The sequence below is a fragment of the Saccharopolyspora sp. 6M genome (genome assembly GCF_020176775.1).
Classification (GTDB): Bacteria; Actinomycetota; Actinomycetes; order Mycobacteriales; family Pseudonocardiaceae; genus Saccharopolyspora_C; species Saccharopolyspora_C gregorii.
In genome coordinates this window covers 1-13,886 of the sequence record NZ_JAIUJZ010000028.1, presented here as the reverse complement: position 1 = coordinate 13,886, position 13,886 = coordinate 1, and the positions used below count along the sequence as shown (strand labels likewise).

13 protein-coding genes are annotated in these 13,886 nt (G+C 71.8%); 4 read left to right on the top strand and 9 right to left on the bottom strand.

Annotated features, from left to right (window positions below):
* Positions 1-22: 22 nt before the first annotated feature.
* The gene (gene lhgO / locus LCD31_RS04980; RefSeq protein ID WP_224956255.1) at positions 23-1,225 is read right to left on the bottom strand and encodes an L-2-hydroxyglutarate oxidase; all 1,203 of its coding nucleotides are present in this window, start codon (positions 1,223-1,225) and stop codon (positions 23-25) included.
* Between the two features lie 86 nt (positions 1,226-1,311).
* On the opposite strand from lhgO, the gene pepE reads away from it, so the two are divergent.
* From pepE to LCD31_RS29475, 3 genes are all read left to right on the top strand, one after another.
* A complete protein-coding gene (gene pepE, locus LCD31_RS04975; RefSeq protein ID WP_308015823.1) occupies positions 1,312-2,040 on the top strand; it encodes a dipeptidase PepE in 729 nt (242 codons plus the stop codon).
* Between the two features lie 123 nt (positions 2,041-2,163).
* The gene (locus LCD31_RS04970) at positions 2,164-2,748 is read left to right on the top strand and encodes a TetR/AcrR family transcriptional regulator (protein ID WP_224956254.1); all 585 of its coding nucleotides are present in this window, start codon (positions 2,164-2,166) and stop codon (positions 2,746-2,748) included.
* Positions 2,745-3,707 (top strand): DMT family transporter, encoded by a 963-nt coding sequence (locus LCD31_RS29475; protein WP_224956253.1) that lies wholly within the window; start codon positions 2,745-2,747, stop codon positions 3,705-3,707. The genes LCD31_RS04970 and LCD31_RS29475 overlap by 4 nt, the downstream gene beginning before the upstream one ends.
* A gap of 112 nt (positions 3,708-3,819) precedes the next feature.
* Here the strand turns inward: LCD31_RS29475 and LCD31_RS04960 are convergent, their stop codons facing one another.
* The 8 genes from LCD31_RS04960 to LCD31_RS04925 form a co-directional block, all read right to left on the bottom strand.
* The gene (locus tag LCD31_RS04960; protein ID WP_224956252.1) at positions 3,820-4,281 is read right to left on the bottom strand and encodes a RidA family protein; all 462 of its coding nucleotides are present in this window, start codon (positions 4,279-4,281) and stop codon (positions 3,820-3,822) included.
* Positions 4,278-5,933 (bottom strand): M24 family metallopeptidase, encoded by a 1,656-nt coding sequence (locus LCD31_RS04955; protein WP_224956251.1) that lies wholly within the window; start codon positions 5,931-5,933, stop codon positions 4,278-4,280. Before LCD31_RS04955 ends, LCD31_RS04960 begins: the two co-directional genes overlap by 4 nt.
* A 20-nt stretch (positions 5,934-5,953) precedes the next feature.
* Positions 5,954-6,733: an ABC transporter ATP-binding protein gene (locus LCD31_RS04950; protein ID WP_224956250.1), complete on the bottom strand. Its 780-nt coding sequence runs from the start codon at positions 6,731-6,733 to the stop codon at positions 5,954-5,956.
* Positions 6,734-6,744: 11 nt separating this feature from the next.
* Positions 6,745-7,755 carry an ABC transporter substrate-binding protein gene (locus LCD31_RS04945; protein ID WP_224956249.1) on the bottom strand — a complete coding sequence of 337 codons (1,011 nt, stop codon included), beginning with the start codon at positions 7,753-7,755 and terminating at the stop codon, positions 6,745-6,747.
* Entirely contained in the window at positions 7,752-8,633 is an 882-nt protein-coding gene (locus tag LCD31_RS04940) for an ABC transporter permease (RefSeq protein ID WP_224956248.1), read from the bottom strand. The genes LCD31_RS04945 and LCD31_RS04940 overlap by 4 nt, the downstream gene beginning before the upstream one ends.
* A gap of 75 nt (positions 8,634-8,708) precedes the next feature.
* The gene (gene kdgD / locus LCD31_RS04935) at positions 8,709-9,635 is read right to left on the bottom strand and encodes a 5-dehydro-4-deoxyglucarate dehydratase (RefSeq protein ID WP_224956247.1); all 927 of its coding nucleotides are present in this window, start codon (positions 9,633-9,635) and stop codon (positions 8,709-8,711) included.
* Positions 9,636-10,065: 430 nt separating this feature from the next.
* Entirely contained in the window at positions 10,066-10,599 is a 534-nt protein-coding gene (locus LCD31_RS04930) for a GNAT family N-acetyltransferase (RefSeq protein ID WP_224956246.1), read from the bottom strand.
* A 279-nt stretch (positions 10,600-10,878) separates the two neighbouring features.
* Positions 10,879-12,198, bottom strand: a complete 1,320-nt coding sequence (locus tag LCD31_RS04925) for a tetratricopeptide repeat protein (protein ID WP_224956245.1) — start codon at positions 12,196-12,198, stop codon at positions 10,879-10,881.
* 857 nt (positions 12,199-13,055) lie between these two features.
* Here LCD31_RS04925 and LCD31_RS04920 point away from each other — a divergent pair.
* A complete protein-coding gene (locus LCD31_RS04920; RefSeq protein WP_374201641.1) occupies positions 13,056-13,742 on the top strand; it encodes a tyrosine-type recombinase/integrase in 687 nt (228 codons plus the stop codon).
* Positions 13,743-13,886 lie beyond the last annotated feature (144 nt).

Sequence of the window (13,886 nt, the reverse complement as noted above, 5' to 3'; positions counted from 1 at the left end):
GCACGCGTCCGGCGGGCCGGGCCTAGGCGAGCTTGGCGCCGACCCGGTCCGCGATGTCCTCGCCGATGCGCAGCGACGCGGTCGCCGCGGGGGAGGGCGCGTTGAGCACGTGCACCCAGCGGTCGTCCTCGTGCACCAGGAAGTCGTCGACGAGGGTGCCGTCCGGGCGGACCGCCTGCGCCCGCACCCCCGCGGGCGCGGGCACCAGGTCCGTCCCGCGCAACCCCGGCAGCAGCTCCCGCGCGGCCCGCACGAACAGCGGTTTCACCGCCGAGCGCGCGATCTCCGCCGCACCGGTCCGCCAGTAGCGCTTCGCCAGCGCCCGCAACGCCGGATCGCGCAGCAGCCGCCGCAGGTGCGGTGCCGACCAGGTCCGCCAGTCGTAGCCCTCGCGGGCCAGCGCCGGAACCGCGTTCGGCCCCACGTGCAGCCCGCCGTCGGCCATCCGCGTGAAGTGCACGCCGAGGAACGGGAACGCCGGGTCCGGCACCGGGTAGACCAGCGCGCGCACCAGGTCGCGGCGCCCCGGCGCGGCCTCGTAGTACTCGCCGCGGAACGGCAGGATCCGCGCGGCCGGCCGGGTGCCCGCGAGCTCCGCCACGGTGTCGCTGTGCAGCCCGGCGCAATTCACCGCGAACCGGGTGCGCACCTCGCCGGTCTTGGTGCCCAGCACGAGCCGGTCGCCGTCGCGGCGCACCGAGCGCAGCTCGCAGCCGGCCCGGACCTCGACGCCGTCGGCGGCGAGGTCCGCGGCCAGCGCCGCGCAGACGGCGCCGAAGTCGGTGATCCCCGCGTCCGGCACCAGCAGCGCGCGCAGCCCGCGCACCTGCGGTTCCCGCTCGGCGATCGCCGAACCGTCCACTTCGGACAGGCGAACGCCGTTGGCGGTGCCGCGGCGGGCGAGCTCGGCCTGCCGCGGCAGCTGCTCCGGCCGGGTGGCCACGACGAGCTTGCCGGTGCGCCGCACCGGAACCCCGTGCTCGGCGCAGAACCGGTGCATCGCTTCCGCTCCCGTGCGGGCGAACCGCGCCTTCGCGCTGCCCGGCGGGTAGTACAGTCCACTGTGGAGCACGCCGGAGTTGTGGCCGCTCTGGTGCGCGCCCACGGCCGGCTCCTTCTCCAGCACCACGATCCGCCCGGCCGCGCCCCCGCGGACCAGCGCCCGCGCCGTGGCCAGGCCCACGATGCCGCCGCCGATGATCGTCACGTCCTCGTCTCCGGCCATGCCGGTCATCCTGCCCGTCCCGCCCCACCGGTTCCAGCGGCGGCGGTAGGGTTCGCTCCGGTTCACGGGTGCGGGGAGGGAATGCCGTGGTGCAGCTGCTCCTGCTGTCGAGCTCACGGGTGCACGGGTCACCGGGCTTCCTCGGGCACGCACTGCCCGCGATCGCGGAGCTGATGGCCGGCCGGGAGCGGATGCTGTTCATCCCCTACGCCCGCCGCGACTTCGACGACTACGCGCGCATCGCGCACTCGGTGCTCAGCTCCGCCGGGATCAAGGTCGACGGCCTGCACCGCGCCACCGATCCGGTGCGCGCCATCGCGTCGGCGGAAGCCGTGTTCCTGGGTGGGGGCAACACGTTCCGGCTGCTCGCGACCTTGCAGCGGCAGGGCCTGGTCCGCGCGCTGCGCCGCGCCGTGCTGGCGGGCGTGCCGTACCTGGGTTCCAGCGCGGGCACCAACCTGGCCTGCCCGAGCCTGCGCACCAGCAACGACATGCCGATCGTGCAACCGGCCTCGTTCGCCGCGCTCGGCCTGGTGCCGTTCCAGATCAACCCGCACTACCTGCCGCCGGACCCGGCGAGCACGCACCGCGGCGAGACGCGCGACGAGCGCCTCGCCGAGTTCCTGGAGCACAACGACGTCCCGGTGCTCGCCCTGCGGGAAGGAGCCTGGCTGCGGGTCCGCGGTCGCCGCGCCGAGCTGGGCGGCGCCGACGCGGCCCGGCTGTTCACCCGCCGCGCCCCGGCGCGGGACCTCGCGCCCGGCACCGACCTGACCCACCTGCTCGGCACCATCCCGCGCTACGACCTGTGCTGATCGCCGATCGTCCGGGTCGTCGCGAGGTCGTCCGGTCGAGTGCTCGGCCGTCCGGGGCGAGCTGGTCCTCGGCAGCTGACTAGGTAGACTGGTCTACCCAGTCGCGGTGGCGAGGAGGTTGCGGTGGTCGGTGCGGGTGCTCGGCTCAGCGCGCGCGAGCGGTTGCTCGCGGCGGCGGCGCGCCGCTTCTACCGGGACGGGGTGTCCGCGACGGGGATCGACGCGATCACCACCGAAGCCGGTGTCGCGAAGATGAGCCTGTACAACAACTTCTCCTCCAAGGCGGACCTGGTGCGCGCCTACCTCGAAGCGCGGCACGAGGAGTGGCGGGAGTTGCACCGGCGGCGGCTGGCGCGGGCCGCGGACGCGCGCGGCCGGGTGCTCGCCGTCTTCGACGCGTACGCGGACCACGCGGAACTCGCCCACGAGCACGGGTTCCGCGGCTGCGGGCTGCTCAACGCGGCCGCCGAGCTGCCCGCCGGGCACGACGGCCGGGCGGTGGTGCGCAGGCACAAGGAAGAGGTCGAGTCGCTGCTCTCCGACGCCCTCGGCGAGCAGCTGCCCGACCGGCCCGAGGACGCGCGCGCCGCCGCCGAACACCTGGCGTTCCTGCTCGAAGGCGCGATGGCCCGCGCCGGGCTCGAAGGCGACGGGGAACGGCTGCGGCACGCGCGGACGATGGCGGCGGACCTGGTGGACCGGCTGTGAGCCGCAACGGCAGCTCGCTCGGAGTGGTGGCCGTGCTGCTCGCCTCGGTGTTGTGGGCGACCACCGGGACCGCGGCGAGCTTCGCACCCGACGTGGGGCCGCTGGCGATCGGGGCCGTCGCGATGGGCACCGGCGGCCTGCTGCAAGCACTGGTCGCCGGCCCGCGCCTGGTGCGCGGGGCCCGGCTGCTGCGCGCCCGGCCGGGACCGGTGCTGCTGGGCGCGGTGGCGGTCGCCGTCTACCCGCTGGCGTTCTACAGCTCGATGCACCTGGCCGGGGTCGCCGCGGGCACCGTGGTGTCGATCGGGTCGGCGCCGCTGGCGTCCGCGCTGGTCGAGCGCGTGGTCGACGGGCGGCGGCTGAGCCGCCGCTGGCTGCTCGGCGCGGGGCTCGGGTTGTCCGGGACGGTGCTGCTGTGTGCCGCCGAAGGCGGCGCGGCCGCGGTCGCGCCCGGGTGGGGGAGCGCGCTGGGCGTGGTCCTCGGCCTGGTGGCCGGGGGCACCTACGCGACGTACTCGTGGGCCGCGCACCGGCTGATCAGCGGCGGTGTCTCGTCCGCGGTGGCGATGGGTGGCATCTTCGGGCTCGGCGGGGTGCTGCTGCTGCCGGTGCTGGTCGCGACCGGGGCGCCGTTGCTCGCGTCGGCGACGAACGCGGCGGTCGGGGTCTACCTGGCGCTGGTGCCGATGTTCCTGGGTTACCTGCTGTTCGGCTGGGGGCTCGGGCACATCGCCGCGAGCACCGCGACCACGCTGTCGCTGCTGGAACCGGCGGTCGCCGCGGTGCTCGCCGTGCTCGTCGTCGGGGAACGGCTGCCCGCCGCGGGCTGGGTCGGCATCGCCCTCGTCCTCGGCTGCCTCGTCGTGCTCACCGCCCCGACGCCCGGAACCCGCCCGCGGCTCGTCACCGGGCGACGCCGGGCGGCGCACCCGGCCCCGGCCCCGGCAGCGGAGGACTGAACGCGGACCCGCGTCCGGCGGATCGGGTGTCCATCGTGGACGGACGCGCCGAGGTCCGGCCCAGGGGCGGGATTCCGCCTCCCGAACCGGACCTCGGGTGTGGATCGGGCGATCAGGAGCGGACGGTGATGACCGCGTCGAGTTCGACCAGCGCCCCTTGCGGGAGCGTCGGTGCGGGCAGGGCGGTGCGGGCGTGCCTGCCCGCGTCGCCGAGCACGTCGATCAGCAGCCGGGAGGCGCCGTCGACCACCTCGGGCTGCTGGATCGCGTCCGGGGTGCTGTTCACCCACGCGTTCAGCTTGAGCACCCGCACCACGTTCTCCAGCCCCACCGCGTCGTCGACCCGCGCCAGCAGGTTCAGCGCGCTGACCCGCGCGGCGGCCACCCCGGCGGCCACGTCGGCGTCCGCGCCGAGCCGCCCGCCGAGGACCTCGCCGGCGGCGGTGCGGGAGATCTGCCCGGACACGTGCAGCAGTTCCCCGGACAGCACCGCCGGTTCGTAGGCGTACTTCGGCGGGCCGAGCACCGGCAGTTCCAGGGACAGCTCGGCGAGCCTGCTGCGGACGGCGCTCACCACTTGCTCACCACGTAGGTCCGGTCCGCGCCGATGTACCAGAGGTCTTCGGTGCCGATGGCCACGTCGTCGTACCGCCACGGGATCTCGGCGGCGCCGAACGAACCGACCCGCAGCACGTGCTCGTAGCCGGGGCGCAGCTCGTTCGCGAACGATTCCTGCTTGCCCATCAGGTGCCCGACGTTGCGCTTGCGGTACTCGGTGTTGAAGTCGACCTCGGTGCCGAGCACGCCGATCTCGCGCATCCGGTCCAGGTGCGGCGCCAAGTACTCCAACGTGCCCTCGTGCACGTCCTGGCACACCACGCCGGGGCGCAGCTGCCCGATGATGCCCTCGCGCACCACGTCGAAGAAGAACGCGTACGCCTCCTTCGCGCCCGCGGTGCGCGGCAGCGAACGGGCCATGTCGGAGGTGGCGACGGTGACGCCGCCCGCCACGATCCGCACGCCCGCGTCGAGCTGGATGCAGGTGGTGTCCCGGTTGATCGGGAAGTCCACCGGCGGCCCCGGGAACAGCATCCGGTTCGACGAGTGCAGGTTGGTGAAGTACGGCTCGATGCCGAACGGGATGTCGCGCTCGGTGCGGAACTCGACGATCTTGTCGAGGTAGACGGCGTAGATGTCGAGCTCGGTGAACTCGCGGCCCTCCTCGATGCCCCGCTCCGCCCAGGCCAGCGCGGCTTCGATGGCGAACACGCTGGTCCGCGCGGCGATGATCTGGAACGCGAGGTCCTCGTGGTCCCGGACGTCGCGCCAGTGCCCGAGCGCCGCGGAGACGCCGACGAGCTCGCTGCCCGCCCGCTCCAGCTCCTGGGCGAAGCCGATGCCGACGAACTCCTCCTCGACGCCGACGCGCGGGCCGGGGCTCAGCTCGGCGACCGCGGCCCCGAACGAGTCGTACCGGCCGACGGGCGTGCCGGGCAGCCCGGAGGTGCCTTCCGGGGCGAGCACGAGGAGGCGCCCGGCGGCGGGCAGCCACACGGCGACCGCTCCGGCCGGCTGCTCGTGCCCGGTGACCTCGGTGTGGTTGGGGGTGGCGGCCAGCAGCACCGCGTCCAGCGCGCGCTCGGTGGCCAGTTCGGTCAGCGCCGCGTACCGGGTGTCCGTGCCGTCGGGGATCTCCGCGGCGAGCCCGTCGAGGTGCTCGACCCCGTCGATGAGCTTCTCCGCGACCCGCGCGCCCTCGGACCGCCATTCGGCGAACCGGGCCAGCACGGATGCGGTGTCCACCTCGTGGGCGACCACCGGTCGCGGCGTGGTGGCGTCGACGGTGACCTCCAGGGCACCGGAGGCGGTGAACGCCCGGTGGTGGGCCAGCACGACGTCCGCGGCCAGGTGCACCCGCCCGTCCCCGGCGAGTTCGGCGACGAGCTCCGGCAGCGAACCCGCCACCCGGGTGCCTTCGACGACCCGCGGATCGATCGTCACCCACGGGGCGTAGAAGCGGATCTGCTCCGCGGGCACGCCCGCCGACAGCGCGTTGCCCTGCTCCTGCTGGCGCACCAGCAGGTGACGCTCGCCGTCGCGCTCGGCGATCAGCGGGCTCACCAGCGGGTGCGAGTCCAGGCGGATCGCGGAGAACAGCAGGCTGCGCCGGGCGTCGAGCCCGTAGTGCTGCTCGACCAGTGCCTCGTCCGCGGTGAGGTGCAACATGTGTTCCTCCTGGGTGGTGATCAGCTGATGCCGGTGGTGACGCCGATGTGCGACTCGATCTCGGTCGCGTACTCGGAGAAGGCGGGGGAGAAGCGGTGCTCCTTGCCGCGCGGCCGCGGCAGGTCGACGTCGACGTCGGCGACGATGCGGCCCGGTTTGCCGCCGACCACGACGACGCGATCGGCCAGCCACACCGCTTCCGGGATGCTGTGCGTGACGAACAGGACGCTGCACCCGGTGTTGCGCCAGATCCGCTGGATCTCGAAGTTCATCGAGTCCCGGGTCATGGCGTCGAGCGCGCCGAACGGTTCGTCCATCAGCAGCAGCTCGGGCCGCGACACGAGGGCGCGGCAGATGGCGACGCGCTGCTGCATGCCGCCGCTGAGCTCGTAGGAGTAGCGGGTGGCGCGGTCGCCCAAGCCCACCATCTCCAGCAGCTCCCGCGCGTAGTCCTCGGCCGCGCGATCGCGGGTGCCGCGGAACTCCAGCGGCAGCAGCACGTTGTCGAGGTTGTTGCGCCAGGGCAGCAGCACCGGGCTCTGGAACACCATCGCGATGTCCTCCAGCCCTTCCTTGATGGGGCGCCCCTTCACCAGGATCTCGCCCTCGGTGGGGTCCTGGAGCCCGGAGATGGTCTTGAGCAGGGTCGTCTTGCCGCTGCCGGACTGGCCGACGATGGAGACGAACTCCCCTGGCCGCACGCGGAAGTCCATGCCGCGCAGGACGGTGTTGTGCTGCCCGTCCCGCGACCGGAAGGTCTTGCCGACGTCGTTCACCGAAATCGCGTATTCGTGGCTCATCTGGCTCTCCGTCACGGCGTTGGGATCGCTTGGCCGCGGTGCAGCGGTTCGAGGTAGTCGTTGCTGTAGACGTCGGCGGGGGTGAGGTGCGAGTCCGGGCTGAGCCCGAGGAAGTCCCGCGCGACGTCGATCATCTGCTGGACGCCCGCGTCGTCCATCTCGCCGTAGGCGTCGCCCGCGCCCCAGTTCAGCTCGCACTGCTCGTCGATGGCGAGCACGACGGTGCGGTCCTCGTACCCGCTGACCTCCTCGCCGAAGTCCTGCGCGGCCTGCTCCGGGTGGTCGCACGCCCAGAGGAAACCCCGCTGCATCGCGCGGTTGAACCGCTTCACCTGGTCCGGGTGGGTGCGCAGCTTCTCGTCGGAGGCCACGATGCCGTTGCCGTACAGGTCGATGCCCAGGTCGGACCACTTCAGCACGGTGGCCTCCCGGTCCAGCGCGTCGAGCGTCGGCTGGTCGGAGACGTAGAGCGCGAGGTTCGCGTCCCACTGCCCGGCGACCAGGCCGGGCATCTTCGCGGCCCCGGTGGCGTGCACGACGTTCACATCCTCGACGGCCATGCCGAGCTTGCTCAGCGCGTACGGCCACATCGCGGTCATCGCCCCGGTCGCTTCGGTGGCGACGGTCTTGCCCCGGAGGTCCTGCCAGTCGTCGATGCCGGTGCCCGCGAGCGCGATGACCGCGTAGGCGGAGCGCGCCTGCACCAGGTTGACCTGCTTGACCTCGGCGCCCCGGCCCTGGCTGAGCACCGAGGAGCCGTAGTCGGCCCAGCCGAAGTCGACCTTGCCGGTGTCGACGGCGGTGACGGTGTTGGTGGAGCCGGAGCCCGGCATGACCTCCAGGTCGATGCCCTCGGCGGCGAAGAAGCCGCGTTCGACGGCGGACACGAACGGCGCGTGCTTCGGCAGCCAGCTGACGTCGAGCATCAGCGACATCCGCTCCCGCCCGGTGTCGGCGCCGCAGGACACCAGCGTCAGCAGCGCCAGCACCGAGCCCAGCGCGAGCAGCGTCCGCGGCCTCATCGGGTGTGCTGCTTCCACGGGACGAGCTTGCGCCCGGCGAGGTCGACCAGGAAGAACAGCACCAGCGCGATCGCGGCCAGCACGATGAACGCGGCGAACATCGACGGCAGGTCGATCTGGCTGTTCGCCAGCATGATCACGTAGCCGAGGCCCTTCGACCCGGCGATGAACTCGCCGACGACCGCGCCGCCGACGGCCAGCGAGATGGAGATCTTCGCGCCGGAGAGGATCGACGGGATCGCGTGGATGAACTCGATCTTCGTCATCTTCTTCCACTGCGAGGCCTTGTTGATCCGCGCCAGCTCCTGCAGCTCGTGCGGCACCGAGCGCAACCCGTCGTAGGTGTTGATCACCAGCGGGAAGAACGCGATGGCCATCGCCACGAACGCCTTCGACTCGAAGCCGAAGCCGAACCACACGATGAACAGCGGCGCCAGCGCCACCTTCGGCACCGTGTCGATCGCGATCAGCGCCGGGTACAGGAAGCTGCGCACCGTCGTCGAGTAGTGCAGCGCCGCCCCGCACAGCACGCCCAGGGCGGTGCCGAGCGCGAACCCGGCCAGCGCCTCCTGCACCGTGATGAACGTGTTCTCCGCGAAGTAGCCGGGGCGTTCGGCCAGTTCCACGAACGCGGAGAGCGGGCCGACCATCAGGTACTCCGGCGGGTCGAAGACCCGCACGGCGATCTCCCACAGCGCGAACAGCCCGACGATGCCCGCGACGGCCTTCGCGGCGGCCAGGACGGACTCCCGGGCCGGGCCGCGGCGGCGCCGCGCGGGTGCGGCGTCGGGGGCGCCCCGTTCGTGCTGATCGGGGCGCCCCGTGCCGGGCGGGTCGAGCACGGACCGGCCGGTCTCCGGGGGCGGGGGTGGAGTCATGCGTTCCTCACAGCGTTGGAAGGTGCACGGAGCGGGGGCAGGGCCGGGTTCCGCGTCGACGCCCGGCCCCGCGGCTCAGGGGGCGAGCGTGCGCGACACCGCGATCACCTCGGACAGCAGCGCGCGCTCCTGCTCGTCCAGGTCGGTCAGCGGCGGCCGCACCGGGCCCGCCGGGTGGCCCGCCAGGTCCAGGCCCGCCTTCACGATGCTCACCGCGTAGCCCGGGCTGCGGTCCCGGATCGCCGTGTACGGCAGCACGACCTCGTCGAGCAGCCGCCGCACCCGCGGGCGGTCGCCCGCGCGCACCGCCGCGTAGAAGGCCAGCGCGAACTCCGGCAGGAAGTTGAAGATCGCCGAGCTGTAGGTGGTGACGCCGAGCTCCAGGTAGGGCAGCGCGAACGTCTCCGCGGTCGGTAGCCCGCCGATGTAGACGAGCCGGTCGCCGAGCCGCGAGTGGATGCGGGTGATGTTCTCCAGGTCTCCCACGCCGTCCTTGAACCCGATCAGGTTCGGGCAGCTGTCGGCGAGCTCCGCGACCGCCTCCGCCGTGTACACCGCGTTCGCCCGGCTGTAGATCACCACGCCGAGCGAGGTCGCCGCGCACACCGCGCGCACGTGCGCCACCAGGCCCGCCGCGGACGCCTCGGTCAGGTAGGGCGGGAACAGCAGCACGCCGTCCGCCCCGGCGGCCTCCGCGTCTTCGGCGAACGCCACCGCCTGAGCGGTGCCGTGCCCCGCCGGGGCCAGCACCGGGGTGCTCTCCGGGGCGCTCTGGACGGCGGCGCGCACGACCCGGCCGACCTCGGACGGGGTGAGCGAGAAGAACTCGCCGGTGCCGCCCGCCGCGAACAACCCCGCCACGTCGTACTTCGCCAACCGGGCGATGTTGTCCCGGTACGCGGCCTCGTCGAACTCGAGATCATCGGTGAAGTGGGTGACCGGGAACGACAACAGCCCCGAACCGAGGCGGTGGGCGAGCTCGCTGGGAGCGATGGCCGGCATGTGCGTTCCTCCTGGCTGACAGCGGACTGCGATTGCAGGTGAGCGTAAGGAGCAGCGACCGATCCCGTCCAAGACTTGTTTCGCATCGAGTGATGCGTGGATTGGATCGGTGAGCACGCTCGGTGCAGGTCCGCGGCCCGCCCTTCCTCCCATCGGCACGAGCCCCGGCGAACGGGGCCCGGCCCGGCAGCACCGGATCGCGGGTGCAGGTCAGGTCGTGCCGGATCCGGGATCGCAGGCGGAGGCCGGGCCGCGCCGGGGGAATCGCGGCGGCTCAGTCGAGCCGGGGTCGGAGCCCCGGTCGAGCCGGGTTCGGAGTAGCGGGCGGAGCCTCGGTCGAGCCGGGGTCGGAGTCGCGAAGGGGCTCGGCGGCGCGTTTCCCCGGCCGCTCCGCTCGGTCGTGCGTTACCCCCGCAGCCCGGCCCGGACGTCAGAGCTCGCGCCGCCAGATCCGATCGTCGTCGACCCGGTCGCCGAGCGTGAACGTGCAGCGCCCGACCTCCGCGAACCCGTACCGCCGGTAGAACCGCTTCGCCCGCTCGTTGTGGTCGAACACCGTCAGGTAGATCTCCGGAGCCCGCCGCGCGGCGGCGGTCCGCAACGCCCACTCCATGAGCTCGACGGCCACCCCGCGACCGTGCCACTCCGCGAGCACGTAGATCTGCTGCAGCTCAACGGCGCCCGGCGCGGGGTCCACCGCGGGCGCCCGCAACGGCGTCACCTTCGCGTACCCGACGGGCGCCGACCGGTGGAACGCCACCAGCCACCGCACGTCCGGGTTCCCCAGATCCCGATCCATCGACCCACCGGGCCCGTAAGCCTCGTCGAGGAACACCCCGAACGGCCCCGCGTCGTACCGCGCCCCGAACGTCGCGGCGAACGACTCCCGGGCCATCGCCCGCAACGCCGCGTGCTCGCCGACCTCGGGAGCGGAGTAGGTGATCTCGTTCGAGCGCAGTGCCACAGCGGTCTCCTCCACCACGGAAGACGCCCTTGGCCGGAAACAGGAACCCGAGCGTGACAGGCCGAACCCGCTGCAGCGCCCCTCGAACTCCCACCGGAACCCTACAGCGCTTCGGGGCGCCGCTGATCTGCTGCCGACCCCGTCGGTCGCGTTGAAGCCGGAGTTTCCGGGACGACGGGGCCTGTTCGACACGAGTACCGGGGGCGGCCAGCCATGAACCACCGGTCAGTTGCCGTCGTCTTCGGTCACCTCCGAGCCGCATGTGCTCCAAGAACACGACTAGGAGCCAGGCAGTTCTTCGGTGGCGTGTGCTGCGCCGGTCGGGTCTCCTGCTTCGCCTCGCCAGGAGGCGAGGTTGTTGCGGGTGGTCAGGGTGTCCGGGTGGTCGGGGCCGAGTATCCGGGTGTAGTCGGTGAGTAGTTCTTCGAAGGCGTGTGCTGCGCCGGTCGGGTCTCCTGCTTCGCCTCGCCAGGAGGCGAGGTTGTTGCGGGTGGTCAGGGTGTCCAGGTGGTCGGGGCCGAGTGTGTGGTGGGTTTGATCGTGGAGGTGGTGGAAGTAGGTGGCGGCGTGGGCGACAAGCCCGGTTTCACCAAGGCTGTTGCCTGCGCGGAAGAGGACGCTATGGGCGTCTGGGTGCCACAGATGGGCGACGGTGTGGGTGTGGAGGTGGTCGGTGTTGGCGCGGAGTGCCTGGCTTTGAGCGGTATCGCGTTCGATTTCGGGCCAGATTTCGAGCAGTGCGTCGGCGGCGTGGGCGAGCGTTGCGCTGTGGTCTTCGGGGAAGGTCTCGCGGGTGGCGCGCTGCACGAGAGCGTGGACTCGCACGGTGCGGTAGCGGTCGGTGTGGTCGATATCGGCCAGGCTGAGTCTCCGGAGGTTCTGCAGCGCGTCGGCGACGCGATCCGCCTCAACAGCGCCCGAGTCCTCTAACGCGTCAGCGAGGTGGGCTTGCACCGCAGCAGTGGTGAAGACGTCCCCTGGAATGCCGTTGGGATCGAGCACCGCCGCCAGCTGCAGCAACGGACGGGCCAGTCCCGCGGGGCTGAGCTGGTTGGCCCAGTCGAGGGACAGTGACCATGTAGCGGCCACGGTGTCCTGGTGGTCATCGGGGAGGCTGCCGGTTTCGGGCAGCAACTGGGCCAGTTGCCGACGGCGGTCGGCTAGGCGTCGCCGGTAGTCGGCGCAGGTGAGATTCCGGTCGAGAAGGTACGCCGTGGCCTGGGCCAGTGCGAGGGGCAGGTAACCGAGATCATCGGCCAGTTCCGCCGCCCCCTCGGCTAGTTCCGGCCTGTCGGTGAGCTTCGCACGGATGTAGCCGACAGCTTCGGACGAAGTGAACAGCCCGACTTTGATCAGGTGACGATGATGAGCGGCGAGGCTGGCGTCTTGGCGGTGGGTGGTGACCACGACTCGGCCGATGAAGCGTTGCGGCGGCCATAGATCACGGAGGTCGCCGGGGTCGTGGAGATCGTCGAGCACGATCAGCCAGGGCCGGTCGGTTTCCGCGAGCCATTCGAGGAACCGTTGGCTCGCACGGTCCTCATCGCCGTCTCCGCGAGTGAGTCCGATCTTGGTCGCGGCGGTGGCGTAGCTGGACACGATCGCCTCGCGGGAGCTCGCAGTGATCCACGCCAGTAGATACACCCCTGGGCAGCCCAGTGATGTTCGGCGAACTGCGCGGCCAGCTGCGTCTTGCCCACTCCGCCGAGGCCGGCCAACACCTGGGTGAGCACCGTGGTCTCGCCCGCCCCGGCGACATCGGTCAGTTCCGCACTCGACGCCCGATACTGGAAACAGTCCGCCGGCAGCGGCACCACCCCCACCCGGCACGGCCACGCCACCGGCTCGGTCGGGTGGACTTGCGTGGTCTGGTAGACATCCCGCACCTGGCCGGCTTGAACCACGCTTTCGCCGGTGCCGCTGAAGTCGTTGCGGGTCTTCGCGTCCTCCACCACGCCGATCAGTGTGCCGCAACACACGATCAACCACGGCCAAATCCACCGAGCCAGCGCAACGAGACGTCACTTCCCGGCCTTCTGTGAGACGCAACCACCAGCAGGCGAGCCACGACGCCCGGTGACGGGCCCCTGCCCACGGGAGTGGCCAAGGCGACCACCCTGTCCTCCCAGCCACACCGGCTTTGGAAATGTGTCCCAAGCCCGCCATTGCCCGGGCGACGGATGCTCGTGACCGATCTCTTCGACGACCCCTGCGCGGTTCCCGGCCGCCTGCCTTCCTTCTGCGCCCCCGACTTGGCCGGGGGCTCGCATACAGCTGGCAGGCGGCCCCGCAGGGGCCGCCCTTGATGAAGAAAAGAAACTCTGAACACGAGCACCCTGGGGCACTGGCTTGGGACTAGAGCTGGTGCAGCTTGGCGATGACGTCGCCGGCGCAAGCGGGAGACCGCTGAGCAGATCATCAGCCGGGAGGACTTCCGCCGGAAGCTGTTGCCTGCGGTGCCGGACTACTATCGCGCCCTCGTCGCTGTGACCGGTGGTGCTGGGCTTCGGTGGGGCGAGGTCGTCGGTCTCTGCCCGGACGCTCTTGACCTGGAAGCGGGAACGCTGAGCGTGATCCGGACGGTGGTGGAGGTCAGCCGGAACACCTCGTTCAAGCCGTTCCCGAAGTCCAGCGCGGGAAGGCGATCGGTGCCGTTGCCTCCTTGGCCGGCCCGGCATAGTCGCGACCACTTGCGGGAGTGGCCTCCATCGAGTGAGCGTGCACCGGTTTTCGCGAACATGGCGGGAAAACCGCATCGGCGGACGCTGTTCCGCTCCCGGGTGCGGCGGCCTTCGCTCGTGCTGGCAGGACTGCTCGGTCAAGTCACCGAGGAGGACGGCGGTTTCGTCGCGATTTGGCTGGACGCGGCAGGGGAGGGGCGTACGGAGAAGCGCCGGACACATAGCCAGGCCGTGAAGGTCGCTGCCGCGAATGCCGGGGAGGGACTGCGTTTCCACGACTTGCGGCACTCCTACGCGACCTGGTTGGTGGACGACGGTGTTCCGGTGAACATGGTTCAGCGCGTCCTGGGACATGAACGGTCCTCGACCACCCCGGACCTCTACACCCGGCGGACGGATGGAGGGGATCGCATGCTGCGTGCGCTCACCGATGAGGCTGACGACGGGCTCGGGCCTCGCTGACCGCGTGCTGACCCTTCGGGCCGGGCAAAGCGAAACGGGCCCGGGCCCGAGTACCCGTGTTGGCACGGAACAGGGGGGGTTTGTTTTGGGGGGTCACGGGGAGGACCAAGGAGCGCAATGGTGGTGGCGAATCCCGCACCCCCC

Coding starts and splice junctions, on each gene's coding strand:
- lhgO (WP_224956255.1), bottom strand. CDS start 1,225: ATGGCCGGAGACGAGGACGTGACGATCATCGGCGGCGGCATCGTGGGC.
- LCD31_RS04955 (WP_224956251.1), bottom strand. CDS start 5,933: ATGTTGCACCTCACCGCGGACGAGGCACTGGTCGAGCAGCACTACGGG.
- LCD31_RS04950 (WP_224956250.1), bottom strand. CDS start 6,733: ATGAGCCACGAATACGCGATTTCGGTGAACGACGTCGGCAAGACCTTC.
- LCD31_RS04945 (WP_224956249.1), bottom strand. CDS start 7,755: ATGAGGCCGCGGACGCTGCTCGCGCTGGGCTCGGTGCTGGCGCTGCTG.
- LCD31_RS04940 (WP_224956248.1), bottom strand. CDS start 8,633: ATGACTCCACCCCCGCCCCCGGAGACCGGCCGGTCCGTGCTCGACCCG.
- kdgD (WP_224956247.1), bottom strand. CDS start 9,635: ATGCCGGCCATCGCTCCCAGCGAGCTCGCCCACCGCCTCGGTTCGGGG.